The following is a 26,109-nucleotide window of genomic DNA, read 5'->3' as shown; positions in this document are numbered from 1 at the left end:
CCGCCGAGAGGCTCAGCCGACCACGCTGTCCCGCCAGGCCCTGTGCAGTCCGGCGAACCTTCCTTCTCCGCCGATCAGTTCGGCGGGCGCGCCGTCCTCGACGATGCGGCCTTGCTCCATCACCAGCACCCGGTCCGCGATCTCGACCGTCGACAGCCGGTGCGCGATCACCACCGCCGTACGGCCCTGGAGCACCGTGTCCATCGCCCGCTGCACCGCCCGCTCGCCGGGGATGTCCAGCGAACTCGTCGCCTCGTCGAGGATCAGCACCGCCGGGTCGGCGAGCAGCGCCCGCGCGAAGGACACCAACTGCCGCTGCCCCGCGGAGATCCGTCCGCCCCGCTTGCGCACGTCCGTGTCGTAGCCGTCGGGCAGGGACTCGATGAAGTCATGGGCGCCGATCGCCTTGGCGGCCTGCTCGATGTCCGCGCGGCTCGCCTCCGGCCGCCCGAGCGCGATGTTCTCCGCGACCGTCCCGGAGAACAGGAACGCCTCCTGGGTCACCATCACCACCCCCCGGCGGAGGTCCGGCACGGCCAGGTCCCGCAGATCGGTCCCGTCGAGCAGGACCCGGCCCTCGGTGGGGTCGTAGAAGCGGGCCAGCAGCTTGGCGAGGGTCGACTTGCCCGCGCCGGTCGAGCCGACGACCGCGACGGTCTGCCCGGCCGGGATCGTCAGGTCGAACCGGGGCAGCACCTCCCCGCCCGTGCGGTAGGCGAAGCCGACCTGCTCGAACACCACCTCGCGGCCCGGCGTGCCGGACGTGCGCACCGGCAGCTCACGCGGCTCGCGGGCCTCTGGGACCGTCGGCTCCTGCGCCAGCAGCCCCGCGATCTTCTCCAGTGAGGCGGCCGCCGACTGGTAGGAGTTGAGGAACATCCCGAGCCGGTCGATCGGGTCGTACAGCCGCCGCAGGTACAGCACGGCGGCGGCCAGCACACCCAGCGCGAGCGTGCCCTGGGCGACCCGGTACGCGCCCCACAGGACCATGGCCGCGACAGCGGTGTTGGCGACGAGCCGGGAGCCGACGACATAGCGCGCCATCTCCAGCAGGGCGTCGCCGTTGGTGCGTTCGTGGCGGTGGTTGAGCACCTCGAAATCGGCGTCGTTGGCCCGCTCGCGGCGGAAGGCGCGCACCGGCCGGATGCCGTTCATGGTCTCCGCGAACTTCACGATGACCGCCGCGATCGCCGTGGAGCGGTTCATGAAGACGGACTTGGCCCGCCGCCGGTAGATCCGCACCAGCAGATAGAGCGGCACGAACGACAGGACCGCCATGCCGCCGATCCCGAGGTCGAGCCAGAGCAGCATCGCCGAGATGTACACGAAGGCGAGCACGACGCCGATGAGTTCCTGAAGCCCCTCGCTCAGCAGCTCGCGCAGCGACTCGACGTCGGTCGTCGACCGGGAGATCAGCCGGCCGGAGGTGTACCGCTCGTGGAAGTCGACGCTCAGCGCCTGGGCGTGACGGAAGATACGGCCCCGCAGATCGAGGAGCACGTCCTGATTGACCCGGGCGGACGCCCGGATGAATGCGTACTGGAGCGCTCCCGCGGCCACCGCGCACAGCGCGTACCCGGTGCCGACGGCGACCAGCGGCCCGTAGTCCGCCGCGCGGAAGGCCGGGACGCCGCGGTCGATGGCGTACGCCACCAGCAACGGGCCCGCCTGGACGGCGGCCTGCTGGAGCAGCAGCAGCACCGCCGCGAGCGCGACCCGGGCACGGCGGGGCGCGAGGAGCGACCGCAGCAGGGCGCCCGTCGCGCCGGCCGGCGCGGGCAGGGCGTCCCGGTCGAACGGGTCGCCCGCCGGCGCGCCCTTCCCGGGCGGCGCCGTGCCGTCGAGGGCGTCGGCAGCGGTCGCGGGGCCGCTCGTCCCGGGCGCGCTCGCGGGGCCGGCCGCCCTGCGCGTGTCCTGGCCGGTCGCCGATGTGTCCGCCGGGCTGCCCCCTGGCTGGTCCGTCGCCCCCTCCGTCGGTTCGCCCGTAGGCGCCGCGCCCTCTGGCTGCCCTGCCGGGCGTGCCGTCGCCGGCCCCTTTGTCGACCCTGCCGTCACCGTGCCGTCCCTTCGGTCCCCGCGGTCGCGTCCACGTCCGTCCGGCCCTTCGGCGTCTTCGGGTGGTCCGGGGCCCCGGCCACCCGCCCGGGCGCGCCGGTCCCGGACCCGCTTGCCAAGTCGACCGGGCCGTCGGGCCTCTCCGCACCGGTCCCGGACGTGGCTGCCATGTCGACCGGGCCGTCGGGCCCCTCCGCGCCGGACATCAGCCATGCGTACTCGGCGTTCGTACGCAACAGTTCGTGATGCGTGCCCACCGCGGCGATCCGGCCGCCCGACAGCAGCGCGACCCGGTCGGCGAGCATCACCGTCGACGGCCGGTGCGCCACCACCAGCGCGGTGGTGTCCTCCAGGACCCGGCGCAGCGCCGCCTCCACCAGGGCCTCCGTATGCACGTCCAGCGCGGAGAGCGGATCGTCGAGGACCAGGAAGCGCGGCCCGCCGACCACGGCGCGCGCCAGCGCGAGGCGCTGGCGCTGACCGCCCGACAGACTGAGGCCCTGCTCACCGACCTGAGTGGCGGCGCCGTGCGGCAGCGCGTCGACGAAGCCGGCCTGCGCGATGTCCAGCGAGCGGCGCAGTTCCGCGTCGTCCGCGCCCTGAGCGCCCATCAGGACGTTCTCCGCGACGCTCGCCGAGAACAGCGTCGGCTCCTCGAACGCCACCGACACCAGCTCACGCAGCCGTTCACGCGGCATGGCGGTGATGTCCTGCCCGTCGAGGGTGATCCGCCCGGACGTCGGCTCGTACAGCCGGGGCACCAGCGCCGTGAGGGTCGTCTTGCCGCTGCCCGTGCCGCCCACCAGGGCCATGGTCTCGCCGGGCCGCACATGGAGATCGATCCGGGCGAGGACCGGTGCGCTGCCGTCGGGCGCGTCCGGGTAGCGGAACCCGACGCCCTCGAAACGCAGTCCACCGGTCTCCGCCGGGACGGCCCCCGGGGCGCCGGCCGTCCCGCGTCGCTCCTCCGTACGGGCCGCCGTCTCCGGCCCGTCGTGCGAATCGCTTTCCTCCTCTGCGTCCAGCACCTCGAAGTAGCGGTCGGCCGCGGTCGCCGCCTCCTGGCTCATGGCCAGCAGGAAGCCGATCGAGTCCACCGGCCAGCGCAGCGCCAGGGCCGTCGAAAGGAAGGCGACCAGCGTGCCCGCCGACAGCGTGCCGTCCGCGACCTGGATCGTGCCGAGCACCAGCGCCGCGCCGATGGCCAGTTCGGGAATGATCGTGATCAGGGCCCAGACGCTGCCCAGCAGACGTGCCTTGCCCAGTTCCGTGCCGCGGAGGCGTTCCGAAAGACCTCGGAACGCCTCCGCCTGACTGCGGTGCCGCCCGAAGCCCTTGATGATGCGGATGCCGAGGACGCTCTCCTCGACGACCGTCGTCAGGTCGCCCACCTGGTCCTGCGCCTTCCGCGCGACGAGTGAGTAGCGCGCCTCGAAGAGCGAACAGACGACCACCAGCGGCAGTACGGGAACAAGGAGGACGAGCCCCAGCGTCCACTCCTGCCCCAGCAGGATCACGAAACCGACGAGGATCGTGGTGGCGTTGACGAGCAGGAAGGTCAGCGGGAACGCCAGGAACATCCGGAGCAGCATCAGGTCCGTGGTGCCGCGCGAGAGCAGCTGTCCGGAGGCCCAGCGGTCGTGGAAGGCCACCGGAAGACGCTGGAGATGGCGGAAGAGGTCCGCCCGCATGGCCGCCTCCACACCCGCGAGGGGCCGCGCCACCAGCCACCGCCGGAAGCCGAACAGCACCGCCTCCGCGACACCCAGCAACAGCAGGACCAGGGCCCCGAACCAGACCCCGCCCGGATCGCCCGCCGCGACCGGCCCGTCGACGATCCACTTCAGCACCAGGGGGATGACCAGGCTGAGGCAGGAGGCGACTATGGCGACGAGAGCCGCGCTGAACAGGCGTGTACGGACCGGGCGCACATAGGGCCACAGCCGCACGAGCGAACGCACGGCGGAGCGGTCCGTGGTGTCGGAGGTATCCGAATGTGTAGTGGGCATCAGGTGCGAGCCTACGGTTGACCACTGACACCGCTCATGTGGTTTTCCGCCGGGCGGGGGCACCTCCGTCCGGGTGACCGTGGCCCCGCCGCGTCGGAGTCGTACGCCCGTATCAACCGATCGGCCGATGCCGGCTCGAGCGTGATGGGCGATGTGCCGGCCACCGGCCGCGCGGGAGCCTCGTGCCATGGCGATAGTCCAAGTGAACGGCCTGCACAAGGCCTATGGCGGTCGGCCCGCGGTCGACGGTGTGAGCTTCGGCGTCGAGGAGGGCGAGATCTTCGGGATCCTCGGCCCGAACGGCGCAGGGAAGACCACCACCGTCGAATGCGTGGAAGGCCTCAGAATCCCCGACTCCGGCACGGTCAGGGTCGCCGGCCTCGACCCGGTGGCCGACCACGAGCAGGTCACCCGGCTGCTCGGCGCGCAGCTCCAGGAGAGCGAGCTCCAGCCCAAACTCACGGTGCGCGAGGCGCTGGAGCTGTACTCGTCCTTCTACGAGCGGCCGGCCGACTGGGGGCCGCTCGCCGAGCGGCTCGGCCTGGTGCCCAAGCTCGGTGACCGGTTCGCGAAGCTCTCCGGCGGGCAGAAGCAGCGCCTGTTCATCGCGCTGGCCCTGATCGGCCGCCCAAGGGTCGTCGTACTCGACGAGCTGACCACCGGACTCGACCCACGTGCCCGCCGGGACACCTGGCAACTCATCGAGGAGGTGCGGGACTCCGGCGTCACCGTCCTGCTGGTCACCCACTTCATGGAGGAGGCGCAGCGTCTCTGCGACCGGATCGCGGTCATCGACAAGGGCAGGGTCGCCGCGCTCGACACCCCCGCCGGTCTGATCGGCCGGTCCAGCGCGTCGACCGTCGTCTCCTTCACCCCCTCCGGCCCGCTCGACGAGCGGGAACTGGCCGCGCTCCCGCAGGCCGCCTCCGTCACCACCACCGACGGCCGGATCACCGTCCACGGCACCGACGAGACCGTCACCGCCGTGATGTCGCTGCTGGCCAGGCTCGGCATCACCGCCCGTCAGCTCCGCGTCTCCGAGACCTCCCTGGACGACGCGTTCCTCGACCTCACGGAAGAGAGGCTCGGATGACCACCGCCGCTCCCGCCCCCGGCACGGCCCCTGCGCCCGCAAGCGTCCCGGCGTGGGCCGCCGTGCTGCGGACAGAGGCCCGCCTCTTTTCCCGGGAACCCGGATCGCTGTTCTGGATCCTCCTCTTCCCGACGCTGCTCATGACGATCCTCGGCCTGATCCCGTCCTTCCGGGAGGCGTCCGACGACATCGGCGGCCGCCGCGTCATCGACCTCTACGTCCCGGTCGCCGTGCTGCTCGCCGTGATCATGGCCGGGCTTCAGGCGATGCCGCCCGTCCTCGCCGGCTACCGCGAACGCGGCATCCTGCGCCGGATGTCGACCACCCCGGTCCGGCCCTCCGTGCTGCTGTCGGCCCAGCTCGCCCTGCACGGCGTCGCGGCGCTCGCGTCCGCAGTGCTCGCGCTGGCCGTCGGCCGCGTCGCCTTCGGCGTCGCCCTGCCCGGGCAGCCCGCCGGCTACGTACTCGCGATGGTGCTGACGACCGCCGGCGCGCTGGCGCTGGGCGCGACCGTCTGTGCCGTCTCCCGGAACCAGAAGATCGCCACCGCCGTCGGGTCGGTGATCTTCTTCCCGTCGATGTTCACCTCGGGCGTCTGGCTGCCCGTCCAGACCATGCCCGGCACACTCCAGCGCATCGTGGAGTTCACGCCGCTGGGCGCGGCGTCGCAGGCTCTCGACCGGGCGGCGGCGGGCAGCTGGCCCGCATGGACGGACCTCGGCGTCACGGGACTGTGGGCCGTGCTGCTCACCGCCGCGGCCGTCCGCTGGTTCCGCTGGGAGTGATCAACATGGCCGGGGTGGGGGACACTTGGCGCATGAGGCTGTCCGACGCCGTGCAGAGACCAGGGGCGGGCGTCCCCGTCGAGGAGCGCTGGGGGCAGTTCTACCGCTACGGCCCCTACGCCCTCCTGGGACTCGCGACCGTGATCGCCGGCGCCGTCGCCGGCCAGTTCATGGACCGCGCGGAGATGCGCGCCGCCGGTGCACTGGCCCTCGCCGCTCTCGCGCTCGAGGTGTGGTGGGGCGTGCGCGGGGCGGACCAGGAGGAGCACGCCCGGACCGGGCAGATCTACTACGCCCTGCGGACCGTCCTCGCCTTCGCCCTCACCTGGCTGAATCCGCTCTTCGCCGTCTACGCCGTTCTCGGCTACTTCGACTCCGGCCACCTGCTGCCCGGCCGCAGGGCGTACGCGGGGCTGCTGGTCACCGCCGTGACCATGGCGGGCTCCCAGGCGGGCGGCCTGCCGCCCGCCTCCACGCTCCAGTGGGTCCTCTTCGGCGGTCTGTACGTCCTCAACGCCTCGCTGTGCCTGATCTTCGCCCGCTTCGGCGTCCAGGAGGCCGAGCGGGCCAAGGAACGCCTGGCCACCATCCAGGCGCTGGAGCTCGCCAACGCCCGCCTGGAGCTGGCCCTCGAGGAGAACGCGGGCCTGCACGCCCAACTCCTCGTGCAGGCCCGCGAAGCGGGCATCGCGGACGAACGCAGCCGGCTTGCCGCAGAGATCCACGACACCATCGCGCAGGGCCTGGCCGGCATCATCACCCAGCTCCAGGTCGTCACGTCGACCGACGACCCGGACGTCGCCGGCGAACACCTGAACCGGGCCTGCGCCCTGGCCCGCCACAGTCTCGGAGAGGCCCGCCGCTCCGTGCAGAACCTGGGCCCGGCGGCCCTCGAGCACGCCACCCTTCCCGAGGCCCTGGAGAAGACCGTCGCCGACTGGTCCCGGCGCACCGGCGTGCGGGCCCGCTTCACCGTCACCGGCACCGAGGAGCAACTGCACGACGAGGTCGCCGGCACCCTGCTGCGGATCGCGGAGGAGGCCCTCGCCAACACCGCCCGCCACGCGGACGCCGCACGGGCCGGCGTCACCCTGTCCTACATGGGCGACGAGGTCACCCTCGATGTCCGCGACGACGGCCGGGGGTTCGACCCGCTCGCCGTCGCACCGCGTTCCGGTTCCGGCGGCTTCGGACTCGACGGCATGCGGGCGCGCGCCGAGCGGATCGCGGGCACCGTGGCCCTCGAATCGGAGCCGGGCCAGGGCACGGCGGTGTCCGCTCGCGTACCGTTGGTGCGCCATGGCTGAACATCCTGTCAACGAGCGCACCGTCACGCTGATCGTCGTCGACGACCATCCCGTCGTACGGGACGGCCTGCGCGGCATGTTCGAGTCCTCGGCCGGCTTCCAGGTCCTCGGCGAGGCCGCGGACGGCCCTGCGGGCGTCGAACTGGCCACCCGCCTCGACCCCGACGTGGTCCTGATGGACCTGCGGATGCCCGGCGGCGGGGGAGTGGCGGCCATCGCCGAGCTGGCGCGGCGAGGCGCCCGGTCCCGGATCCTCGTCCTCACCACGTACGACACGGACTCCGACACCCTGCCGGCCATCGAGGCCGGCGCGACCGGCTACCTCCTCAAGGACGCTCCCCGCGAGGAGCTGTTCACGGCGGTACGGGCCGCCGCCGAGGGGCGTACGGTCCTGTCGCCCGCGGTCGCCGCCCGTCTCGTCTCGCACGTCCGCGCCCCGGCGGCGCCCGGCAACGAAGGTCTGTCGGCGCGCGAGCGGGAGGTGCTGGAGCTCGTCGCCAAGGGCACCTCCAACCGCGCGATCGCCCGCGAACTGTTCATCAGCGAGGCCACGGTGAAGACCCATCTCACCCATATCTTCGGCAAGCTCGGCGCCAAGGACCGCGCCGCGGCGGTGGCCCTGGCGTACGACCGCGGCATCCTCGGCTGAACGCCGGGCCGCGCCACCGGCCCGGCGGCGCGTCAGGTCCGCACCCTCAGCAGCAGCACCGACCTCCCCGGCACCCGCACCACGCAACCGCCTTCGTGCACGGTGCCCGGAGCGGTGCTCTGGTCCTCCAGCGAGGTGTCCACGACCAGTTCGTACGCCGCCGCCCACGGCGGTCCGGGCAGCCGGAAGTCCACCGGCTCCGCCGCCGCGTGCAGCACCGTCAAATAGCTGTCGTCCGTCACCTGACAGCCGCGCGCGTCACGGCCGGGGATGTCCCGGCCGGAGAGGTAGAGGGCGAGGGTGGCGGACGGCGCGTACCAGTCCTCCTCGGTCATCTCGCTGCCCTGCGGCGTGAACCAGGCAAGGTCCCGCAGCCCGTCGGCGGCCTGCGGCCGGCCGGAGAAGAAGGCGCGTCTGCGCAGCACCGGATGGCTGTGCCGCAGCGCCAGCAGCCGCCGGGTGAGCTGAAGCAGACCGGCGGGCCCCGGCTGTTCGAGCAGCGACCAGTCCACCCAACTGACCTCGTTGTCCTGGCAGTAGGCGTTGTTGCTGCCGCCCTGGGTGCGGCCCATCTCGTCGCCGGCGACGAGCATGGGCACGCCCGTCGACACCAGCAGGGTGGTCAGCAGATTGCGCAGCTGCCGTCGGCGCAGGGCCTGTACGGCCGGATCGTCGGTCTCTCCCTCGACGCCGCAGTTCCAGGAGCGGTTGTCGTCGGTGCCGTCCCGATTGCCCTCGCCGTTGGCCTCGTTGTGCTTGCGCTCGTAGCTGACCAGGTCGCGCAGGGTGAAGCCGTCGTGTGCGGTGATGAAGTTGATGGACGCGTACGGCCGCCGCCCGCCCCAGGCGTACAGGTCGCTGGAGCCGGACAGCCGGTAGCCGAGATCACGCACATCGTGCAGCGCGCCGCGCCAGAAGTCGCGCACCGAGTCCCGGTAGCGGTCGTTCCACTCCGTCCACAGCGGCGGGAACGCCCCCACCTGGTAGCCGCCGTTGCCCACGTCCCACGGCTCGGCGATCAGCTTCACCCGGCGCAGCACCGGGTCCTGCGCGATGACGGCGAGGAACGGGGACAGCATGTCGACGTCGTGCATCGAGCGGGCCAGCGCCGCGGCCAGGTCGAAACGGAAGCCGTCGACGCCCATCTCGGTCACCCAGTAGCGCAGCGAATCCGTGATCAGCCGCAGCACTTGGGGCTGCACGACGTGCAGTGTGTTGCCGCAGCCCGTGTAGTCCGCGTATCTGCGGGCGTCCCCCTGGAGACGGTAGTAGCCGCGGTTGTCGATCCCGCGCAGGGACAGCATCGGCCCCAGCTCGCCGGCCTCCGCCGTGTGGTTGTATACCACGTCGAGGATGACCTCGATCCCCGCGGCGTGCAGCGCGCGCACCATCCGCTTGAACTCGCCGACCTGCTGACCGGCGGTGCCGGTGGCCGCGTAGGCCGCGTGCGGGGCGAAGTACCCGATCGAGTTGTAGCCCCAGTAGTTGCGCAGCCCGCGGCGCAGCAGGTGGTCCTCGTGCGCGAACTGGTGCACCGGCAGCAGTTCGACCGCCGTCACACCGAGCCGCACCAGATGCTCGATCGCCGCCGGGTGGGCGAGCCCCGCGTACGTGCCCCGCAGTTCCTCCGGGATGCCCGGGTGCAGCCGGGTGAATCCGCGGACGTGCAGTTCGTAGATGACCGAGTCGGCCCAGGGCGTCTTGGGCCTGCGGTCGTCCATCCACTCGTCGCCGCCGGCGTCGTCGTGGACGACCACCGCCTTGGGGACGAACGGGGCCGAGTCCCGGTCGTCGCGAACGGTGTCGGCGACATGCTGCTCCGGCCAGTCGCGCACATGCCCGTAGACCTCCGGGGGCAGGGCCCCGTAGTCGTTGCCCGCGCCCGCGTCGACGGCCCTCGCGTACGGGTCGAGCAGGAGCTTCGCCGGATTCCACCGGGCTCCCGTCCAGGGGTCCCAGCGGCCGTGCACCCGGTATCCGTACCGCGTGCCGGGCCCCACGCCGGGCACGAAGCCGTGCCAGATCTCATGGGTCAGTTCGGTGAGCGGCAGCCGGGTCTCTCCACCCCGCTCGTCGAAGAGGCAGAGCTCCACCCCTTCCGCCCCGCCCGCCCACAGCGCGAAGTTGGTCCCCGCCACCCCGTCCGGCCCCGTCCGGAACCGCGCGCCCAGGGGCGTCGGCGCCCCCGGCCACATGGGTGGTCTGCGGGAGCCCGTGTCCGGCTCCCCGGCATCGGTCCTCGAACGGCGTGCGGCCGGGCCGGCCACCGCCGAACGGGTGCCGGGCGGCTCGCCCGGCACCTGCTCCCGCACCGTCTCCTGCTCGGCTGCGCTCGACACCTGCCGGCCTCCCGCGGCTCGTCGGGCCCCCGCTCGAGGTGCTCCCGGGCGGCAGGTCCCGCAAGGAGCACTGCCCGCGGCGTCCCGGCCGCGGCACCCCACGCGTGGTCCTGTCACCATTTCTGCCCGCGCCGCCCCCGTCCCAACATCGCCCGCCGTTCACGTTGCCCCCGCCGGGTGGTCGTCGTTGACCGGTACGTGAGACATGTACTGAAGCGGGCAGGGCACAGGGCCGCGGTCGCCCTGGCAGGAGCAGGACTGATCGCGGGCCTCGTCGGCTGCTCCGGCGGGGTGCCGGCCATCGGCGACAAACCGCGCGCGACCAATGACACCATCCGGGTCACTCCCGAGGACGGCGCGAAAGAGGTGCGCCCCGACGACACCGTGGAGGTGCGGCTGCCCAGCGGGCGGCTGGAGCGGGTCGAGGTCACCCGGACCGAGGACGCCACGAAGACCGTGGTCGAGGGGCGGATCTCCGACGACGGTCTGCGCTGGGCGCCCGAGAAGGGCACCCGGCTGAAGCTCGCCGCCAAGTACAGCGTGGACGTGGTGGCGCTGGACGGCCACGGTCGTCGCTCCGCCCGCCACACGACGTTCACGACCCTGGTCCCCGACAGCCGGTTCATCGCGAACTTCAAACCGGAGAACCGTTCGACCGTGGGCACGGGGATGATCGTGTCCTTCTCCTTCAACCGGAAGATCGAGAACCGGGCCGCCGTGGAGCGCGCGATCCGGGTGAGCTCGCAGCCGCCTGTGGAGGTCGCCGGCCACTGGTTCGGCAAGGAGCGTCTCGACTTCCGCCCCCGCACGTACTGGAAGCCGGGCACCGAGGTCACGGTCGACATGCGGCTGCGGGACGTCGAGGCGGCACCCGACGTGTACGGCATCCAGAACAGGACCGTCTCCTTCACGATCGGCCGGTCCCAGGTGTCCCGGGTCGACGCGGCGGCGCACACCATGAAGGTGGTGCGTGACGGACAGGTCCTGGCGACCGTTCCGATCACCGCCGGCGCGCCCAAGTCCACGACGTACAACGGCAAGATGGTGGTCACCGAGATGCACGACGTGACCCGGATGAACGGCGCCACCGTCGGCTTCACGAACAAGGACGGCAAGAGCGAGTACGACATCAAGGACGTGCCGCACGCCATCCGGCTGACCACCTCCGGGACCTTCCTGCACGGCAACTACTGGACCCCCGCAAGCGTCTTCGGCTCGGACAACGTCTCGCACGGCTGCGTGGGGCTCCGGGACGACAAGGGCGGCAGCAGCGAATCCCCGGCGGGCTGGTTCTTCGACCGGACCCTGATCGGGGACGTGGTGGAGGTCGTGGGATCCAAGGACAGGACGGTCGCACCGGACAACGGCCTCGGCGGCTGGAACCTCGACTGGCAGCGCTGGAAGGCGGGTTCGGCACTGCGCTGACCGGGCAGAACCCTCTCGCCCGCCCGTAGGCGGCCCCACACGGTCCCATGGACGACTTGGGACCGAACGGTGACATTCGGGGGCACATTTGACGACCTGCGGTGTGATTATCTATCGCCGTGCGTGCGTGAGGCGCGCGGGGGTGGGGGCCGTGGCGGTGCCAGGCCGTGCGAGGGGAGTACACGACTGTGAACGGGCAGCCGATATCGGGGGCATCGGCCGGAAACGGACGCGGGCGCGGGGGCGCCGTGCTGTCCGCTCTGGTCATGGGGGCGATGCTGGTTCTGACCGCCTGCGGAGGCGGGAGCTCCGCCAAGGGCGGTGACAAGAACCCCGGCGGCAAGGACGGCAGCGGCAAGGTCGAGAACGCGGCGTCCCAGGCGGTGGTCACCATCTCGCCGAAGGACGGCGCCGACGCGGTCGCGACCATGGGCGCCCTGAAGGTGACCGCGGCCAAGGGCAAGCTGACGACGGTCACCGTGCAGGACGACAAGGGCACGAAGATCGAGGGCCGGATCGCCGCGGACGGCGCCAGCTGGCAGCCGCTTCAGCACCTGGCGGGCGCCACCAAGTACAAGGTGCACGCCGTCGCCGAGGACGCGGACGGCCGTGAGTCCGCAAAGGACACCACCTTCACCACGCTGGTACCCAAGAACACCTTCATCGGCCACTACACGCCGGAGGACGGCGCCACCGTCGGCGTCGGCATGCCGGTCTCCATCAACTTCACCCGCGGCATCACCGACCCGGCGGCGGTCGAGAAGGCCATCACGGTGACCGCCGAGCCGTCCGTGCCGATCGAGGGCCACTGGTTCGGCAACGACCGCCTCGACTTCCGTCCCGAGAAGTACTGGGCCGCGGGCACGAAGGTCACCGTGAAGCTCAACCTGGACGGTGTCGAGGGCCGACCCGGCGTGTACGGCAAGCAGGCCAAGAGCTTCTCGTTCACCATCGGCCGCAGTCAGGTCTCCACGGTCGACGCGAGCGCCAAGACCATGAAGGTCGTGCGCGACGGCAAGGAGATCAAGAGCATCCCGATCACCGCCGGCGCGCCGTCGACCACCACCTACAACGGGCAGATGGTCATCAGCGAGAAGTACAAGGTGACCCGGATGAACGGCGCCACCGTGGGCTTCGGCGGCGAGTACGACATCAAGGACGTGCCGCACGCGATGCGGCTGTCCACCTCGGGCACCTTCGTCCACGGCAACTACTGGGCCTCGCCCGGCACGTTCGGCTCTGCGAACGTCAGCCACGGGTGCATCGGGCTGCGGGACGTGCGCGGCGCGTACGACAAGAACACCCCGTCGGCCTGGTTCTACAACAACTCGATCATCGGCGACGTGGTGATCGTGAAGAACTCCAAGGACAAGCAGATCGCTCCGGACAACGGCCTCAACGGCTGGAACATGTCCTGGTCCGAGTGGACCAAGTAGGACGCGACGCGGGGCCCGGTGCTGTGAGCAACAGCACCGGGCCCCGACGCGTTAACGCGCACTAACCTCTCCTCATGACCGTTTCACTGGAAGTCTCCGAAGGCGTCGGCACCATCAGGCTCGACCGCCCTCCGATGAACGCCCTCGACATCGCCGTCCAGGACCGGCTGCGCGAGCTCGCGGAGGAGGCCGGCCGCCGTGACGACGTGCGGGCCGTGATCCTCTACGGCGGTGAGAAGGTGTTCGCGGCAGGCGCGGACATCAAGGAGATGCAGGCCATGGACCACGCGGCGATGGTCGTGCGCTCCCGGGCACTGCAGGAGTCCTTCACCGCCGTGGCCCGTATCCCGAAGCCCGTCGTCGCGGCCGTCACCGGCTACGCCCTCGGCGGCGGCTGTGAGCTCGCGCTCTGCGCCGACTACCGGATCGCCGCCGACAACGCCAAGCTCGGCCAGCCGGAGATCCTGCTCGGCCTCATCCCGGGCGCGGGCGGCACCCAGCGGCTGTCCCGGCTGATCGGCCCCTCCCGCGCCAAGGACCTGATCTTCACGGGCCGCATGGTCAAGGCGGAAGAGGCGCTCTCCCTCGGCCTGGTGGACCGTGTCGTCCCCGCCGCCGAGGTGTACGAGCAGGCACACGCCTGGGCCGCGGCGCTGGCCAAGGGGCCCGCGCTGGCGCTTCGCGCGGCGAAGGAATCGGTGGACGCCGGACTCGAGACGGACATCGAGACCGGGCTCGCCGTGGAACGCAACTGGTTCGCCGGCCTGTTCGCCACCGAGGACCGGGAACGCGGCATGCGCAGCTTCGTCGAGGAAGGCCCGGGCAAGGCCAAGTTCCTCTGACCGCACCTGGTCGGGCACGGCTCCGGCTCTGTCCGGGCCCCGGGCAGTGGGCCCCGCTCGGCCGGGCCGGCCCGCCGCGTGCGGCCCTGGTTACCTGTGCGTACCGCACGTTCGGAAGGTGACAGCGGTGACTGTCGGGCGCCCGGCGGCGCGTGACAACGTCACTCCTGTCACCGACCGAGGGAGTGTGCGTGAACAAGGGGTACGCGGTCTACTGCGACGCCGACCGGCACTTCTACGACGCGCCGCACTGCCTGGAGTTCGCAGCGGAGACCTCTCACGGCTCCCTGTACGAGGCGGCGCGGCTGCCGGTCCCCGAGGGCTGGCTCAGCCACCGCACGGGCGACTGGCTCGCCCTGCGGCCCGTCGACCAGGCGCTGCCGTCCCAGGGCTGGAAGATCCATGTCTCCGCCTCCCTCGGCAACGCGGAGTCCGTGCTCACCACGGTCCGGACGTACTGCCTGGCGCACGGGGTGGCGTTCAAGTTCGTCCCGAGCCGCTACCTGCTGCACCAGCGCAACGCCAAGTACGCCGACCGGGCGGCGAGCGGCAAGTTCATCACGGTCTACCCGGCGGACGACGCCCGGTGCGGTCGGATCGCGGGCGATCTCGCCGCGCTCCTCGACGGCGAGCCCGGCCCGTACATCCTCAGCGACCTGCGCTGGGGCGCGGGACCGGTGCACCTGCGCTACGGGAGCTTCACCCGCCGCCACTGCTACGACGAGCACGGTGAGCTGCGCCCCGCGATCGAGAACGGGGCCGGCGCGCTCGTGCCCGACCCGCGCGAACCGGTGTTCCGCATACCCGGATGGGTCACCCCGCCCGACTATCTGCGGCCCCACCTCGAGGCCCGTGGCGCGGTGGCTGTCACAGACCTGCCGTACACCATCGACAAGGCGCTGCACTTCTCCAACGGCGGCGGGGTCTACGAGGCTCACCACAAGGCCACCGGCAGGCGGGTCGTGCTCAAGGAGGCCCGCCCGTACGCCGGCCTCGCCGCCGACGGCGCCGACGCGGTGACCCGCCTGGACCGGGAACACCGGGCGCTGCGGCAGCTGTCGGGGCTCGACTGCACACCGGAGGTCGTGGACCGCTTCGTGCTGGGCGAGCACCACTTCCTCGCACTGGAACATGTGGCGGGCCGGCCGCTCAACTCCTTCTTCGCCCGCAGGCACCCGCTGATCGACGCGGACCCTTCGCCCGAGCGGCTGGACGAGTACACCCGGTGGGCGATGCGGATGCACGGCCTGGTCGAACAGGCGGTGGCCGACGTCCACGCACGCGGAGTGGTCTTCAACGATCTGCACCTGTTCAACATCATGGTCGCCGAGGACGAGGAGTCCGTCGTACTGCTCGACTTCGAAGCGGCACGCCCTGTGGGGGAGCACGGCCGCCAGATCGTCGCCCACCCGGCGTTCGTCGCCCCCGCCGACCGGCGCGGCACCGACGTCGACCGCTACGCGCTGGCCTGCCTGCGGATCGCCCTGTTCCTGCCGCTCACCAGCCTGCTCGCCGTCGACCGGGGCAAGGCCGCGCACCTGGCCGACCTCGCGGCACGGCACTTCCCGGTGCCCCGCGACTTCCTCGACGAGGCCGTACGGGAGATCGGACGCGACCCGGCCGGGGGGCCGCCCAACGCGCCGGCGGGACGGTCTCTCCGGTTCCTCCCCGTGGAACCGGACGACTGGCCGCGCAGCCGCGACTCGATGGCCGGGGCGATCCTCGCGTCGGCGACCCCGGAGCGCGAGGACCGGTATTTCCCCGGCGACATCGCGCAGTTCGCGGCCGCGGGCGGCGGAGCGGCCTTCGGCCACGGTGCCGCCGGAGTGCTCTACGCGCTCCACGAGAGCGGCTCCCCGGCCTGCCCCGCCGCCGAGGAGTGGCTGCTGCGTCACGCGAAGGCACCCGACTCGGGCACTCCGCTCGGGTTCTACGACGGCCTTGCCGGCATCGCCTGGACCCTTCACCGGCTGGGACACACGGACCCCGCCCTGGAACTCGCCTGCCGGATTCTCGAACAGGACTGGTCGGCACTCTCACCCGACCTGCACGGCGGCACGGCCGGACTCGGCCTCGCCTTCGACGCACTCGCCGCCGCCACCGGGGAGACGGCCCTGCACGACGCCGCCCTCCGCTGCGCGGAGTTGACGGCCCGCCCCGTCCCCGCCGGCGCCGGGACCGGGCGGAGCCCACGGCGCACCGGGCTGCTGCACGGGTCCGCGGGCCGGGCGCTGCTATTCGTGCGGCTGCACGAACGCACCGGGAACACCGCGCTGCTCGACCTGGCGGCCGAGGCGCTGCGCGACGACCTGTCCCGGTGCGTACAGGGTGCCGCGGGCACCCTCCAGGTGGACGAGGGCTGGCGCACGATGCCCTACCTGGGAGCGGGCAGCGTCGGCATAGGAATGGTGCTCGACGATTACGCGGCCCACCGCCGCGACGAGACCTTCGACCAGGCGCGCCGCGAGATCGTGCGCGCCGCGCAGGCCACGTTCTACGCACAGCCCGGCCTCTTCCGCGGCGCCGCCGGCATGGTCCTGCACCTCGCGCGTACCACCACGGGCGGCCCCGGCACCACAGCGGAGGACGTGCGCCGCCAGATCCGCTCTCTGGCCTGGCACGCCATGTCCTACGAAGGCCGGCTGGCCTTTCCCGGTGAGCAGATGATGCGGCTGTCGATGGACCTGTCCACCGGTACGGCCGGCTGCCTGCTGGCACTGGCGGCGGCGCTCGGCGACCGCCCGGCGCAGCTGCCGTTCCTGCCGCCGCTGCGGCACCCCCAAGAACCGGCCCCGTGACGGGGTCGTCAGTAGCACCGTCCCCGACAGAGAGGAAAAGATCATGACCCTGCTGGACCTGCAGTCGATGGAGACCCCGAAGGAAGAGGCCATCGGCGACGTCGAGACCGGCAGCCGCGCCAGCCTGCTGCTGTGCGGTGACAGCAGCCTCAGCGTGACCACCTGTCACTGATCCGGCGTGGCTCCGCGAGCGGCGCACGTCGCGGCGGAGTCCTGGCGCCCCCGGAGCACATCTCCGGGGGCGCCGCGGCGTCCGGAACGCGGCTCCGAGCGGCGGCCGGCGCTCCCCGGCCGAGCCCCGGAGCGGCTTCCGGGGGTGGCCTCCGGGGCGTCCTCCGCAGAGGACTGCCGGGACGAGCGCCGGAGACGGGTGACCGGAGAGGGGTGACGAGGCTGGAACGGGCCGAGCGGGTGCGGGGCGGGCGACAGCGTGAGAAGCAACGGCGTGACCAGGGGCAGCCGGCCGCGAAGCCCCGAGGCGAGAGCAGGCGGGAGAAGGGCCGTACGGCGCCGGTGGGTGGAGGAGACGCACTCCTGCGCGGCACGGTGCGGCGCACCTGGTTCATCACCGCCGTCCTCGGCCTGAGTTCGACGGCCGCCGCCGGGTGCGCGCTCGCGGTACCCGCCGTCATCGGGCACGCGCTGGACCTGATGCTGGACCGACGCCCCGGGGTGGGGCCATGGCTCGCGCTGAGCGCCGTGCTGCTGGCGGGCGAGGTCCTGCTCGAGGCGGCACGCGTCCTGCTGAGCCAACTGGCGAACGCCCGCGCCACCGCCTGGGTACGGGTCCGGGCGCTGACGGGGCTGCTCGGCAGTCCGCTCGAGAGGGCGGCCCCGTACTCTCCCGGTGACGTCGCCGCCCGGCTGTGCGTGAACGCGGCGGACAGCGGCGCCGCGCCCGCGGCGCTCGCGACCATCGTCTCTTCACTGCTCACCCCCGTGGGCGCCCTCGTCGCCCTCGCGCTCATCGATCCGTGGACCGCTGCCGTGTTCCTGGCCGGTGTTCCGCTGCTCCTTCTGCTGCTGCGTGCCTTCGCCCGTCACTCGTCCGACAGCGTCGGCCGCTACCAGCGGGTGCAGGCCGACATCGCCGCCCGGCTGACGGAGGCACTGGAGGGCGCCCGTACGGTCGCCGCGGCGGGCACCGTCGGCCGCGAGGCGCGGCGCGTCCTCGCCCCGCTCGACGAACTGGCCCTGCACGGACGGCGTATGTGGACCGTCCACGGCCGTGCCGTGGCGCACAGCGGCGTGCTGCTGCCGCTGCTCGTCACCGCCGTCCTCGCCGTGGGCGGTATCCGCGTCTCCCAAGGCGCCCTGAGCGTGGGGGAACTGCTGGCGGCCTCGCGCTACGCGGCGCTCGCAGCGGGCGTCGGCGGGGTCGCGTCCCCGCTCGGCGCGCTCGTCCGTGCCCGCAGCGCGGCCCGTCGCACGGCCGAACTCGCGGACCTGGAGCCGATGTCCCACGGCTGCGAGGTCCTGCCCGTCGCCGGAACCGGCGCCCTGGAACTCAGAGGGGTCGGTGTGGTGCGCGGCGGCGTGCCGTTGCTCACGGACGTGACGCTGAAGGTGCCCGGAGGCGCGACGGCCGCCGTGGTGGGCCGGTCCGGCTCCGGCAAGTCCAGCCTCGCCGCCGTCGCCGGCCGGCTCGAGGACCCGGACGCGGGACAGGTGCTCCTCGACGGCGTACCGCTGTCCCAGGTGGTGCGCGGCGAACTTCGCGCCTGCGTCGCCTACGCCTTCGCACGACCCGAGTTCCCCGGCGGCACGGTGGCCGAGGCAGTGGCGGCCGGAGCCGTCCCCACGAGCGGCGAACAGGTCCGGCACGCCGCGGCCCTCGCGCACGCCGACGGCTTCGTACGCCTGCTGCCCCAGGGGTACGGGACACCGCTGGACCAGGCGCCGTTGTCCGGGGGCGAGCGGCAACGCCTCGGACTGGCCAGGGCCTTCGTACGCCGAGGGCGTCTGACGATCCTGGACGACGCGACCTCCAGCCTCGACACGGCCACGGAACGCCAGGTGGAACTCGCGCTGTCGCGTTCCTCGCTCACCGGCACGCGGCTGGTCGTCGCGCACAGGGTGTCCACCGCCGCCCGGGCCGACCTGGTGATCTGGCTGGAGGCGGGCCGCGTCCGACGCGTCGCGCCGCACGACGAGCTGTGGCGCGACCCGGACTACCGTGCGGTGTTCGCCCCGGGGCCGGAACAGCCGGCCTGCCCGCACCCGCCGGCAGGGGGAGACCCTCTGTCCACGCCGGATCCGCCCGCCGCGCCCGACCGCGTGCCTGCGCGGGACCCACTTGCCGCGGGCGCGGCCCCGCCGCCGCGGACCGGCCCGCCGCCCGCCGCTCCGGTCGCTCGACGCGGCTTGGGGTCGGGGCGATGAGCCGGACCGCCGCCCGGCCCGGTCACGGCCCCTCCGTCACCGACCGGGTGGCCGCCCGCCGCCTCGCGGCACCGGCCCGGCGTTTCCTCCTGAGCAGGAAGCGGACTCTGTTCGGGCTCATGGCGCTGTCCGCCGCCGAGTCCGTGCAGACGTTCCTCGGTGGTTACGGAGTCGCCAGAGCACTCGACGACGGTTTCCTGCGGGCGGACACCGTGACGGGTCTGCTCTGGCTGGCGCTGGCGGCCGGGGTGATTCTGCTCGGCGCTCCCGTCACCCGCGGGGTCTTCGCCCTGCTCGCCGATCTGACGGAGCCGCTGCGCGACGCTCTGGTCCGCCGAGCGGTGACGCACGCGCTGCGCAAGGCCACCGCCCCCGGCGGATCGGTCGACGGCACGGCCGTCTCCCGGTTGACCAGCCAGACGGAGATCGCCCGGGACAGCTTCGCGGGGCTTGTGCTCACCGCGCGCTCCTTCGTCTTCGTCGCCGCCGGGGCCGCCGTCGGCCTGCTGTCGCTGGCACCGCAGTTCCTGCTGATCGTTGTGCCGCCGCTGCTGCTGGGAGTCGCGCTGTTCATGATGTCGCTGCTGCCGATGGCCCGCGCCCAGCACCGTTACCTCGACGCCGACGAGGCGATCGGCCGGCACGCGCAGGGCGTACGGACGGCCCTGCGCGACATCGTCGCCTGCGGCACGCAGGACGCGGCCGCCGCACGGGGGCGGCTCGACGTCGACGAGGCCGCCGCCGCGGCACGGTCGATGGCCCGCTGGGCAGCCGTGCGCACCCTCGCCGTGGCCGTGGCCGGTCAGCTGCCGGTCCTCCTCCTCCTGGTCTGCACGCCGTGGCTGCTGGGGCAAGGTGTATCGGCAGGAGCGCTGGCGGGTGCCCTCACCTATCTGCTTCAGGCCCTGCTGCCCGCCCTGCACTCACTGATGACGGTGCTCGGCGCCGCGGGCGCCCGGCTGCTCGTGGTCCTCGGCCGGCTCACCGAGCCGTACCCGGACACGGCCGTCGGCCCTCCCGCCGCAGGCCCCCGGCCCGGTCCCCCGACCGGTGGGGCGGCGGTGGAAGTGCGGGGCGTCCGGGTCTCCTTCGGGTCGCGGGCGCGTCCCGTCCTGGACGGGCTGGACCTGTCCGTCGCCGAGGGGGAGCACCTCGCGGTCGTCGGGCCGAGCGGCATCGGCAAATCGACACTGCTCCAGGTCGTGGCCGGCACGCTGGCGCCATCCGAGGGGACGGTGCGGCTGGCCGGGCACCCCCTCGTGCCGGTGCCGCCCACGGACCTGACGGGCCTGCGCACCCTTCTCCCGCAGGACGCGTACGTGTTCACCGGCACGCTCCGGGACAACCTCTGCTACCTGCGCCCGCACGCCCCGCGAGCGGCCGTGGAGGAGACCGTGCGGGCGCTGGAGCTGGAGCCGCTCGTGGCCAGGGTCGGCGGCCTGGACGCGATCCTGACACCGCGGACCCTCTCCCAGGGCGAGCGGCAGCTCATCGCCCTCGGTCGTGCCCACCTCTCCCCGGCGCCCGTGCTGCTGCTCGACGAGGCGACGTCCCATCTGGATCCCTCGACGGAGGCGGTGGCCGAGCGGGCTCTCGCCGCCCGCCCGGGGACCCTGGTCGTGGTGGCCCACCGGCTGTCGTCGGCGCTCCGGGCGGACCGCGTCCTCGCCCTCGACGGCACGCACGCCCGGTGCGGAACGCACGAGGAACTGCTCGTGCGTTCCGCTCTGTACCGGGACCTGGTGGGGCACTGGCACGGCACGGGCCGCTGACACGACCGGCGGCCGCGGTCCGTGCACGTGCCGGAGCGGCCCGGTCCGCCGACCCGGTCAGGTCCAGCCGGCTCCCTGCGCGATGCGGATCGCGTCCACCCGGTTGCGGGCCCCCACCTTGCGGATGACGCTCGCCATGTAGTTCCGGACCGTCCCCTGGGACAGGTGCAACGACGCGGCGACCTCCGCTATCGGCTGCCCCTTGGCGGCCAGCGCCAGTACGGTCAACTCGCGCTGCGTGAGGGGCATTTCCGCCGCCGCCAGGAAACCGGCGGCGAGTGCCTCGTCCACGAACCGGTCGCCCTTCGCCGCGCGGCGCACCGCGGTGAGTAATCGGCTCTTGGAGCCGTCCTTGTCGACGAACCCGAGGGCACCGGCCTCATGGGCCCTGCGCAGCACCCCCGGTCGCTGCGCAGGGACGAGCGCCACGAGGGCGCCCCTGCCGGTCGCCGTCCGGTCAGCGGCCCTGGCCGGCTCGAGGCACTCGGCGTCGATGACGTAGACGTCCGGCACAGGACCGCCAGGGGTCGGTCTCTGCGGCCAGTGCGCAACTGAGGAGACATCGAACTCGCCGCCGCAGCACAGCAGTTCCTCGAGCGCCGCCCGCAGCAGCCCGGCCTCGTACACCACAGTCACCCGTATCATTTCCCACCCTCGTTATGCCCGTCACACGGTTCGGCGTGACGCTCCTGATCCGCCCCTCCTCTGAGTGCCCCCGCGATGGTCCGGGGAACGGGGCTTTCGGAAGCGCAGGGGCGCACGAGGTGGCGGATTGGCCGGATGAGTACCCGGGCCGTGAAGCCGGTGCAGGCCATCGAGGGCTCCGCGGGAAGGCACCGCACGACAAATGGCCTGATACCACGCACCCGTGAGCTGTGGGCGGAGGGCGGTACATCGGCGTCGGCCGGCTGCCGTGGGTCCCGGCGTCACTCGTGAGGGTGGCCTTCACCCGGGTTCAGGCGGGCGGGCCACACCTGGCGTCGTCGGGGCCGGATGCCGTTCGAGCCGGTCGTGCCGTCCTGTTCCGAGGGGCTCCGTTCCGCGGTAACGGCCACGCGGACGGGCGGCAGGGGCCATGATGGAGACATGGCGGGCCTCGAGGGTGTGGGACAACCGCGGCAGCGCGTCAGCGCGACCGCCGCACGGTGGGTACCGGCCGCCGACGACGAACAGGCCCTGAAGGCCGTCGAGTTGTACGGCAACCCCACCGACGCGGAGGTGCGCCTCCCCTCCCGGCCCGAGTCCGCCGCCACCGCCCGGCGGCTCACCCAGTGCGTGGTGCTGCGCCAGTGGGCGCTGCCGGCGCAGACGGGCGAGTACGCGGTCCTGCTCGTCTCCGAGCTCGTCGGCAACGCGGTACGCCACACCGGGGCGCGGGTGTTCGGCTTACGGATGCTGCGCCGCCGGGGCTGGATCCGCATCGAGGTGCGCGATCCGTCCCGGGGGCTGCCCTGTCTGATGCCCGTCGGCGAGATGGACACCAGCGGCCGGGGGCTGTTCCTCGTCGACAAACTCGCCGACCGCTGGGGCGTGGACCTGCTGCCGCGCGGCAAGACCACCTGGTTCGAGATGCGGGTCGCCGACCGCTGACGCGCGTCGCCGTACGCCGGCGGGCCCGCGACACACAGAAGCCCCCGTGCGCCGCGACACACAGAAGCCCCCGTGCGCCGCGATGGCGGCGACTCGGGGGCTTCTGTGTGGAGCGCCGTGGATCGGGGGGTGTATCCACGGCCGCTGATGTCGACCTGGCCCGGGTCAATGGGGGTCGTGGCATCGACTATGACAGACGGACTCCTCATCTCCAAAATCCTATAAGCGGGCAAAAGGTATCCAATGGGAGATGTCGTCAAGGGATCGTAGGTGAGTTCGCGCACTCACCTGGCATTCCATGCATAAATATCCCTACCGGGGTTTGTTTCTTCGGTCTCGGGGAAGCGGTAGGCGTGCATCTCGTCGGTAGCGGTCCGCATGGATCCGTCGTCCCCCCGCAGCCCGGCCGGTACGCCCTCGGTCACACCGGTGCGGTCCGGGGACCCACGTTGAGCAACTCGCCCACCTGCGGGTGACGATGCGCGGCCCGGTGCCGTCGCACCGGGATGGTGTCCCCATGATCACCACTCGCTCGCGGCGCCGGGCCGCCGTGCTCACTATGGCCCTGGCCGCCACCCTCGTCCCCGCGGCGGCAGGAACCGCCGCAGGCACCGTCCCCGCGGCACCGGCCGCAGCCCCTGCCGCCGCCGCGGCCGCCACCTGCCCGGTCGTCGACGACCCGCTCCACGCCGCCGCCGACCGCAGCGTGGACATCGACAAGATCACGCCGAGGCCGTCGTTCCGCACCAACTGCAAGCAGCTGTACCGGGCCGACGGACGCGGCCCCGAGGTCATCTTCGAGCAGGGCTTCCACCCGAAGGCGCCGCAGACCGGGCAGTACGACATCGAGAAGTACGTCCTCGTCAATCAGCCGTCGCCGTTCGTCTCGACGACCTACGACCACGACCTCTACAAGCAGTGGAAGAGCGCCTGGAACTACTACATCGACGCCCCCGGCGGCATCGACGTCAACGAGACCATCGGTGACACCCACCGGTGGGCGGAACAGGTCGAGGTGGCTTTCCCCGGCGGCATCAACCGGGACTTCATCGTCGGCGCCTGTCCCGTCGACAAGGAGACCAGGCGCGAGATCATGAGCGAGTGCCGGGACAACCCGAACTACCTGCCCTGGCGCCTGTGACCTGAACGGAAGAACGCCGCCCCGGGCCCGACCGGCCCGGGGCGGCGTTCCCGCGTCGTCACCGCGCCGCGAGCAGCGCCTCGGAGCCGACCGGCCGGAACCCCGCCCGCTGGAACGCGCGCACACTGCGTGCGTTGCCGGGCGATTGCTGGGACCACAACACGGGCCCGGGCACCAGATGCCGGGCGGCGACGGCGAGTCGGGGACCGATGCCCCTGCCGCGCGCCTCCTCGTCGACCTCGACGGACACTTCCCAGCGGCCCGCCAGCCCCCGGCCCAGGACGAGCACTCCACCGTCTGCCGCCCACACCCGTACCTCGTCGCGGCGCTTGAGGGCGCCGACCACCCGGGGATGCTCGCGGTCCTGGATCTCGCGCAGTTCGACACCGGGATCCCCTGGCAGCGCCTCCGCGACCGTCACCAGGTCGATGGTGTCCATGGACCGGCCGGTGCGCCGCATCAGGGCGGCCAGGAAACCAGGGTTCATGGTGGCGGCCAGCCGGTCCGAGGCGGTGGCGGCCAGTTCGGCCCGTATCCACTCCGGGTCCTCGGCCGTGAAGACGACCGAGTGCGCGGTGAAGGCCACCACGCCCTCGTCGCGTGCACCGGGCCTGTCCACCACCGTCACACCGCCGTCCGAGGGCGGGAACCGCCCCTGCGCCGCGGCGGCGAGTATCCGCCCCAGTTCGTCGCTCATCGCATCTCTCCCCGTTCGTGGGTACAGGCCTCGCCTCCATGATCGACGACGCGGGCCGATAATCTGACCCCCGTCAGTAATGCACCAAGAAGGGGTGGACCGGTGGCGGACATCGAGTCAGCACGCAAGGCGTTCGACCGTTACGACGCGGACGGCGACGGCTTCATCACTGCGGCCGAGTACAAGACGGCCATGGCTCAGATGGGTGACTGGAACGTCACCGAGTCGGTGGCCGAGGCCGTGATCGCCGCACAGGACACCGACAAGGACAAGCTCCTGTCGTTCGACGAGTTCTGGGCCCACCTGAACAAGGCCTGATCCCGCACGGGACATGGGAAGGCCCCCGGCGCGGCGCCGGGGGCCTTCCCATGCCCGAAAGGGCTGCGGTCAGCATTCGATGATGTTCACCGCGAGACCGCCGCGGGCGGTCTCCTTGTACTTGACCGACATGTCGGCGCCGGTCTCCTTCATCGTCTTGATGACCTTGTCCAGGGAGACCTTGTGGCTGCCGTCGCCCCGCATCGCCATCTTCGCGGCTGTGACCGCCTTGACCGCCGCCATGCCGTTGCGCTCGATGCACGGGATCTGGACGAGGCCGCCGACGGGGTCGCAAGTGAGGCCCAGGTTGTGCTCCATGCCGATCTCCGCGGCGTTCTCGACCTGCTCCGGGGAGCCGCCGAGCACCTCGGCGAGCGCGCCCGCGGCCATCGAGCAGGCGGAGCCGACCTCGCCCTGGCAGCCGACCTCCGCGCCCGAGATCGAGGCGTTCTCCTTGAAGAGCATGCCGATCGCGCCCGCGGCGAGCAGGAAGTCGACGACGCCCTTCTCGTCGGCGCCGGGCACGAAGTTCATGTAGTAGTGCAGGACCGCCGGGATGATGCCCGCGGCGCCGTTCGTGGGGGCGGTGACGACCCGGCCGCCGGCCGCGTTCTCCTCGTTCACGGCCATGGCGTAGAGCGTGATCCACTCCATGGCGAGAGCCTGCGGGTCGCCCTCGGAGCGCAGCTTGCGGGCCGTGGTGGCGGCCCGTCGGCGGACCTTGAGACCGCCCGGCAGGATGCCCTCGCGGGACATGCCGCGCGAGACGCACGCCTGCATGACCCGCCAGATCTCCAGGAGCCCCTCCCGGATCTCGTCCTCGGTGCGCCAGGCCTTCTCGTTCTCCAGCATCAGCGCGGAGATCGACAGACCGGTCTCCTTGGTGAGACGCAGTAGCTCGTCACCGGTACGGAAGGGGTACTTCAGGACGGTGTCGTCGGGGACGATCGGGTTGTCGCCCGCCGCCCCCTCCTGAGAAAGCACGGTCTCGTCGACGACGAACCCGCCGCCGACCGAGTAGTACGTCTTCTCCAGCAGCGTCGTGCCCTCGGCGTCGCGGGCGAGGACCGTCATGCCGTTGGCGTGGTACGGCAGGGCCTTGCGGCGGTGCAGGACGAGGTCCTCGTCGAAGTCGAAGTCGATCTCGTGCGCGCCGAGCAGGTTGATCCGCCCGTCCGCCTTGATCCGCTCGACCTGCTCGTCGGCGCTCTCGACGTCGACCGTCCGGGGAGAGTTGCCCTCCAGGCCCAGCAGGACGGCCTTGGGAGTGCCGTGGCCGTGCCCGGTCGCGCCCAGCGAGCCGTACAGCTCGGCCCGTATCGCCGTCGTGTGGGCGAGCAGGCCCTCGTTCTTCAGGCGCCGGGCGAACATCCGGGCGGCGCGCATCGGGCCCACCGTGTGGGAGCTGGACGGGCCGATGCCGATCGAGAACAGGTCGAAGACCGAGATGGCCACGGGAAACTCCTTGTGG

The 26,109-nt window shown here is 72.3% G+C and carries 20 protein-coding genes; 14 read left to right on the top strand and 6 right to left on the bottom strand.

Features of this window, described 5'->3' with window-relative positions:
* Positions 1 to 12: 12 nt before the first annotated feature.
* Together ACTMTU_RS27170 and ACTMTU_RS27165 are read right to left on the bottom strand one after the other, a co-directional pair.
* Positions 13 to 2,055, bottom strand: coding sequence for an ATP-binding cassette domain-containing protein (locus tag ACTMTU_RS27170; RefSeq protein WP_441266078.1), 2,043 nt, complete (start codon positions 2,053 to 2,055; stop codon positions 13 to 15).
* Positions 2,052 to 4,064 (bottom strand): ABC transporter ATP-binding protein, encoded by a 2,013-nt coding sequence (locus tag ACTMTU_RS27165; protein WP_441266077.1) that lies wholly within the window; start codon positions 4,062 to 4,064, stop codon positions 2,052 to 2,054. The genes ACTMTU_RS27170 and ACTMTU_RS27165 overlap by 4 nt, the downstream gene beginning before the upstream one ends.
* 151 nt (positions 4,065 to 4,215) lie before the next feature.
* Between ACTMTU_RS27165 and ACTMTU_RS27160 the strand changes: the two genes are divergently transcribed.
* Genes ACTMTU_RS27160 through ACTMTU_RS27145 form a run of 4 tightly spaced genes read left to right on the top strand, consistent with a single transcriptional unit; the run spans position 4,216 to position 7,898 of the window.
* Positions 4,216 to 5,157 (top strand): ATP-binding cassette domain-containing protein, encoded by a 942-nt coding sequence (locus ACTMTU_RS27160; protein ID WP_441266076.1) that lies wholly within the window; start codon positions 4,216 to 4,218, stop codon positions 5,155 to 5,157.
* Positions 5,154 to 5,942 (top strand): ABC transporter permease, encoded by a 789-nt coding sequence (locus tag ACTMTU_RS27155; protein WP_441266075.1) that lies wholly within the window; start codon positions 5,154 to 5,156, stop codon positions 5,940 to 5,942. Before ACTMTU_RS27160 ends, ACTMTU_RS27155 begins: the two co-directional genes overlap by 4 nt.
* A gap of 32 nt (positions 5,943 to 5,974) precedes the next feature.
* Complete coding sequence (locus ACTMTU_RS27150) at positions 5,975 to 7,249, top strand: sensor histidine kinase (RefSeq protein ID WP_441266074.1); 1,275 nt, start codon at positions 5,975 to 5,977, stop codon at positions 7,247 to 7,249.
* Positions 7,242 to 7,898 (top strand): response regulator, encoded by a 657-nt coding sequence (locus ACTMTU_RS27145; protein ID WP_441266073.1) that lies wholly within the window; start codon positions 7,242 to 7,244, stop codon positions 7,896 to 7,898. Before ACTMTU_RS27150 ends, ACTMTU_RS27145 begins: the two co-directional genes overlap by 8 nt.
* Positions 7,899 to 7,930: 32 nt before the next feature.
* Here ACTMTU_RS27145 and glgX read toward each other — a convergent pair whose 3' ends face one another.
* Positions 7,931 to 10,237 carry a glycogen debranching protein GlgX gene (glgX, locus tag ACTMTU_RS27140; protein ID WP_441266072.1) on the bottom strand — a complete coding sequence of 769 codons (2,307 nt, stop codon included), beginning with the start codon at positions 10,235 to 10,237 and terminating at the stop codon, positions 7,931 to 7,933.
* A 198-nt stretch (positions 10,238 to 10,435) separates the two neighbouring features.
* On the opposite strand from glgX, the gene ACTMTU_RS27135 reads away from it, so the two are divergent.
* From ACTMTU_RS27135 to ACTMTU_RS27105, 7 genes are all read left to right on the top strand, one after another.
* Complete coding sequence (locus ACTMTU_RS27135; protein WP_441266071.1) at positions 10,436 to 11,662, top strand: Ig-like domain-containing protein; 1,227 nt, start codon at positions 10,436 to 10,438, stop codon at positions 11,660 to 11,662.
* A gap of 188 nt (positions 11,663 to 11,850) precedes the next feature.
* Positions 11,851 to 13,098, top strand: coding sequence for a L,D-transpeptidase (locus ACTMTU_RS27130; RefSeq protein WP_441266070.1), 1,248 nt, complete (start codon positions 11,851 to 11,853; stop codon positions 13,096 to 13,098).
* Positions 13,099 to 13,172: 74 nt separating this feature from the next.
* Positions 13,173 to 13,940: an enoyl-CoA hydratase/isomerase family protein gene (locus tag ACTMTU_RS27125; protein WP_005311653.1), complete on the top strand. Its 768-nt coding sequence runs from the start codon at positions 13,173 to 13,175 to the stop codon at positions 13,938 to 13,940.
* A gap of 191 nt (positions 13,941 to 14,131) precedes the next feature.
* Entirely contained in the window at positions 14,132 to 16,738 is a 2,607-nt protein-coding gene (gene lanKC, locus ACTMTU_RS27120; RefSeq protein ID WP_441266069.1) for a class III lanthionine synthetase LanKC, read from the top strand.
* Positions 16,739 to 16,781: 43 nt separating this feature from the next.
* The gene (locus ACTMTU_RS27115; protein WP_364598633.1) at positions 16,782 to 16,910 is read left to right on the top strand and encodes a SapB/AmfS family lanthipeptide; all 129 of its coding nucleotides are present in this window, start codon (positions 16,782 to 16,784) and stop codon (positions 16,908 to 16,910) included.
* A gap of 212 nt (positions 16,911 to 17,122) precedes the next feature.
* The gene (locus ACTMTU_RS27110; protein ID WP_441266068.1) at positions 17,123 to 19,120 is read left to right on the top strand and encodes an ABC transporter ATP-binding protein; all 1,998 of its coding nucleotides are present in this window, start codon (positions 17,123 to 17,125) and stop codon (positions 19,118 to 19,120) included.
* The gene (locus ACTMTU_RS27105) at positions 19,117 to 20,892 is read left to right on the top strand and encodes an ATP-binding cassette domain-containing protein (protein WP_441266067.1); all 1,776 of its coding nucleotides are present in this window, start codon (positions 19,117 to 19,119) and stop codon (positions 20,890 to 20,892) included. The genes ACTMTU_RS27110 and ACTMTU_RS27105 overlap by 4 nt, the downstream gene beginning before the upstream one ends.
* 57 nt (positions 20,893 to 20,949) lie before the next feature.
* On the opposite strand, the gene ACTMTU_RS27100 is transcribed toward ACTMTU_RS27105, so the two are convergent.
* A complete protein-coding gene (locus ACTMTU_RS27100; protein WP_441266066.1) occupies positions 20,950 to 21,537 on the bottom strand; it encodes a LuxR C-terminal-related transcriptional regulator in 588 nt (195 codons plus the stop codon).
* A 441-nt stretch (positions 21,538 to 21,978) separates the two neighbouring features.
* Between ACTMTU_RS27100 and ACTMTU_RS27095 the strand changes: the two genes are divergently transcribed.
* Complete coding sequence (locus tag ACTMTU_RS27095; RefSeq protein ID WP_441266065.1) at positions 21,979 to 22,482, top strand: ATP-binding protein; 504 nt, start codon at positions 21,979 to 21,981, stop codon at positions 22,480 to 22,482.
* A gap of 517 nt (positions 22,483 to 22,999) precedes the next feature.
* Positions 23,000 to 23,623, top strand: coding sequence for an ADP-ribosyltransferase (locus ACTMTU_RS27090; protein ID WP_441266064.1), 624 nt, complete (start codon positions 23,000 to 23,002; stop codon positions 23,621 to 23,623).
* A 58-nt stretch (positions 23,624 to 23,681) separates the two neighbouring features.
* On the opposite strand, the gene ACTMTU_RS27085 is transcribed toward ACTMTU_RS27090, so the two are convergent.
* The gene (locus ACTMTU_RS27085) at positions 23,682 to 24,320 is read right to left on the bottom strand and encodes a GNAT family N-acetyltransferase (protein WP_441266063.1); all 639 of its coding nucleotides are present in this window, start codon (positions 24,318 to 24,320) and stop codon (positions 23,682 to 23,684) included.
* Between the two features lie 102 nt (positions 24,321 to 24,422).
* Between ACTMTU_RS27085 and ACTMTU_RS27080 the strand changes: the two genes are divergently transcribed.
* Positions 24,423 to 24,638, top strand: coding sequence for an EF-hand domain-containing protein (locus ACTMTU_RS27080; RefSeq protein WP_005311639.1), 216 nt, complete (start codon positions 24,423 to 24,425; stop codon positions 24,636 to 24,638).
* Positions 24,639 to 24,707: 69 nt separating this feature from the next.
* On the opposite strand, the gene ACTMTU_RS27075 is transcribed toward ACTMTU_RS27080, so the two are convergent.
* Complete coding sequence (locus ACTMTU_RS27075) at positions 24,708 to 26,093, bottom strand: L-serine ammonia-lyase (RefSeq protein ID WP_441266062.1); 1,386 nt, start codon at positions 26,091 to 26,093, stop codon at positions 24,708 to 24,710.
* Between the last annotated feature and the right edge of the window lie 16 nt (positions 26,094 to 26,109).

The sequence above is a fragment of the Streptomyces sp. OZ13 genome (assembly GCF_052068155.1).
Lineage (GTDB): Bacteria > Actinomycetota > Actinomycetes > Streptomycetales > Streptomycetaceae > Streptomyces.
The sequence above is the reverse complement of the archived record's forward strand: the minus strand, read 5'-3'. Positions and strand labels throughout refer to the sequence as shown.

Bases quoted from the DNA above. Each gene is read 5' to 3' on its own strand.
- ACTMTU_RS27155 (WP_441266075.1), top strand. From the start codon at position 5,154: ATGACCACCGCCGCTCCCGCCCCCGGCACGGCCCCTGCGCCCGCAAGC.
- ACTMTU_RS27105 (WP_441266067.1), top strand. From the start codon at position 19,117: ATGAGCCGGACCGCCGCCCGGCCCGGTCACGGCCCCTCCGTCACCGAC.
- ACTMTU_RS27125 (WP_005311653.1), top strand. From the start codon at position 13,173: ATGACCGTTTCACTGGAAGTCTCCGAAGGCGTCGGCACCATCAGGCTC.
- ACTMTU_RS27115 (WP_364598633.1), top strand. From the start codon at position 16,782: ATGACCCTGCTGGACCTGCAGTCGATGGAGACCCCGAAGGAAGAGGCC.
- ACTMTU_RS27085 (WP_441266063.1), bottom strand. From the start codon at position 24,320: ATGAGCGACGAACTGGGGCGGATACTCGCCGCCGCGGCGCAGGGGCGG.
- ACTMTU_RS27150 (WP_441266074.1), top strand. From the start codon at position 5,975: ATGAGGCTGTCCGACGCCGTGCAGAGACCAGGGGCGGGCGTCCCCGTC.
- ACTMTU_RS27090 (WP_441266064.1), top strand. From the start codon at position 23,000: ATGATCACCACTCGCTCGCGGCGCCGGGCCGCCGTGCTCACTATGGCC.
- ACTMTU_RS27160 (WP_441266076.1), top strand. From the start codon at position 4,216: ATGTGCCGGCCACCGGCCGCGCGGGAGCCTCGTGCCATGGCGATAGTC.
- ACTMTU_RS27100 (WP_441266066.1), bottom strand. From the start codon at position 21,537: ATGATACGGGTGACTGTGGTGTACGAGGCCGGGCTGCTGCGGGCGGCG.
- ACTMTU_RS27165 (WP_441266077.1), bottom strand. From the start codon at position 4,064: ATGCCCACTACACATTCGGATACCTCCGACACCACGGACCGCTCCGCC.
- ACTMTU_RS27145 (WP_441266073.1), top strand. From the start codon at position 7,242: ATGGCTGAACATCCTGTCAACGAGCGCACCGTCACGCTGATCGTCGTC.
- ACTMTU_RS27095 (WP_441266065.1), top strand. From the start codon at position 21,979: ATGGCGGGCCTCGAGGGTGTGGGACAACCGCGGCAGCGCGTCAGCGCG.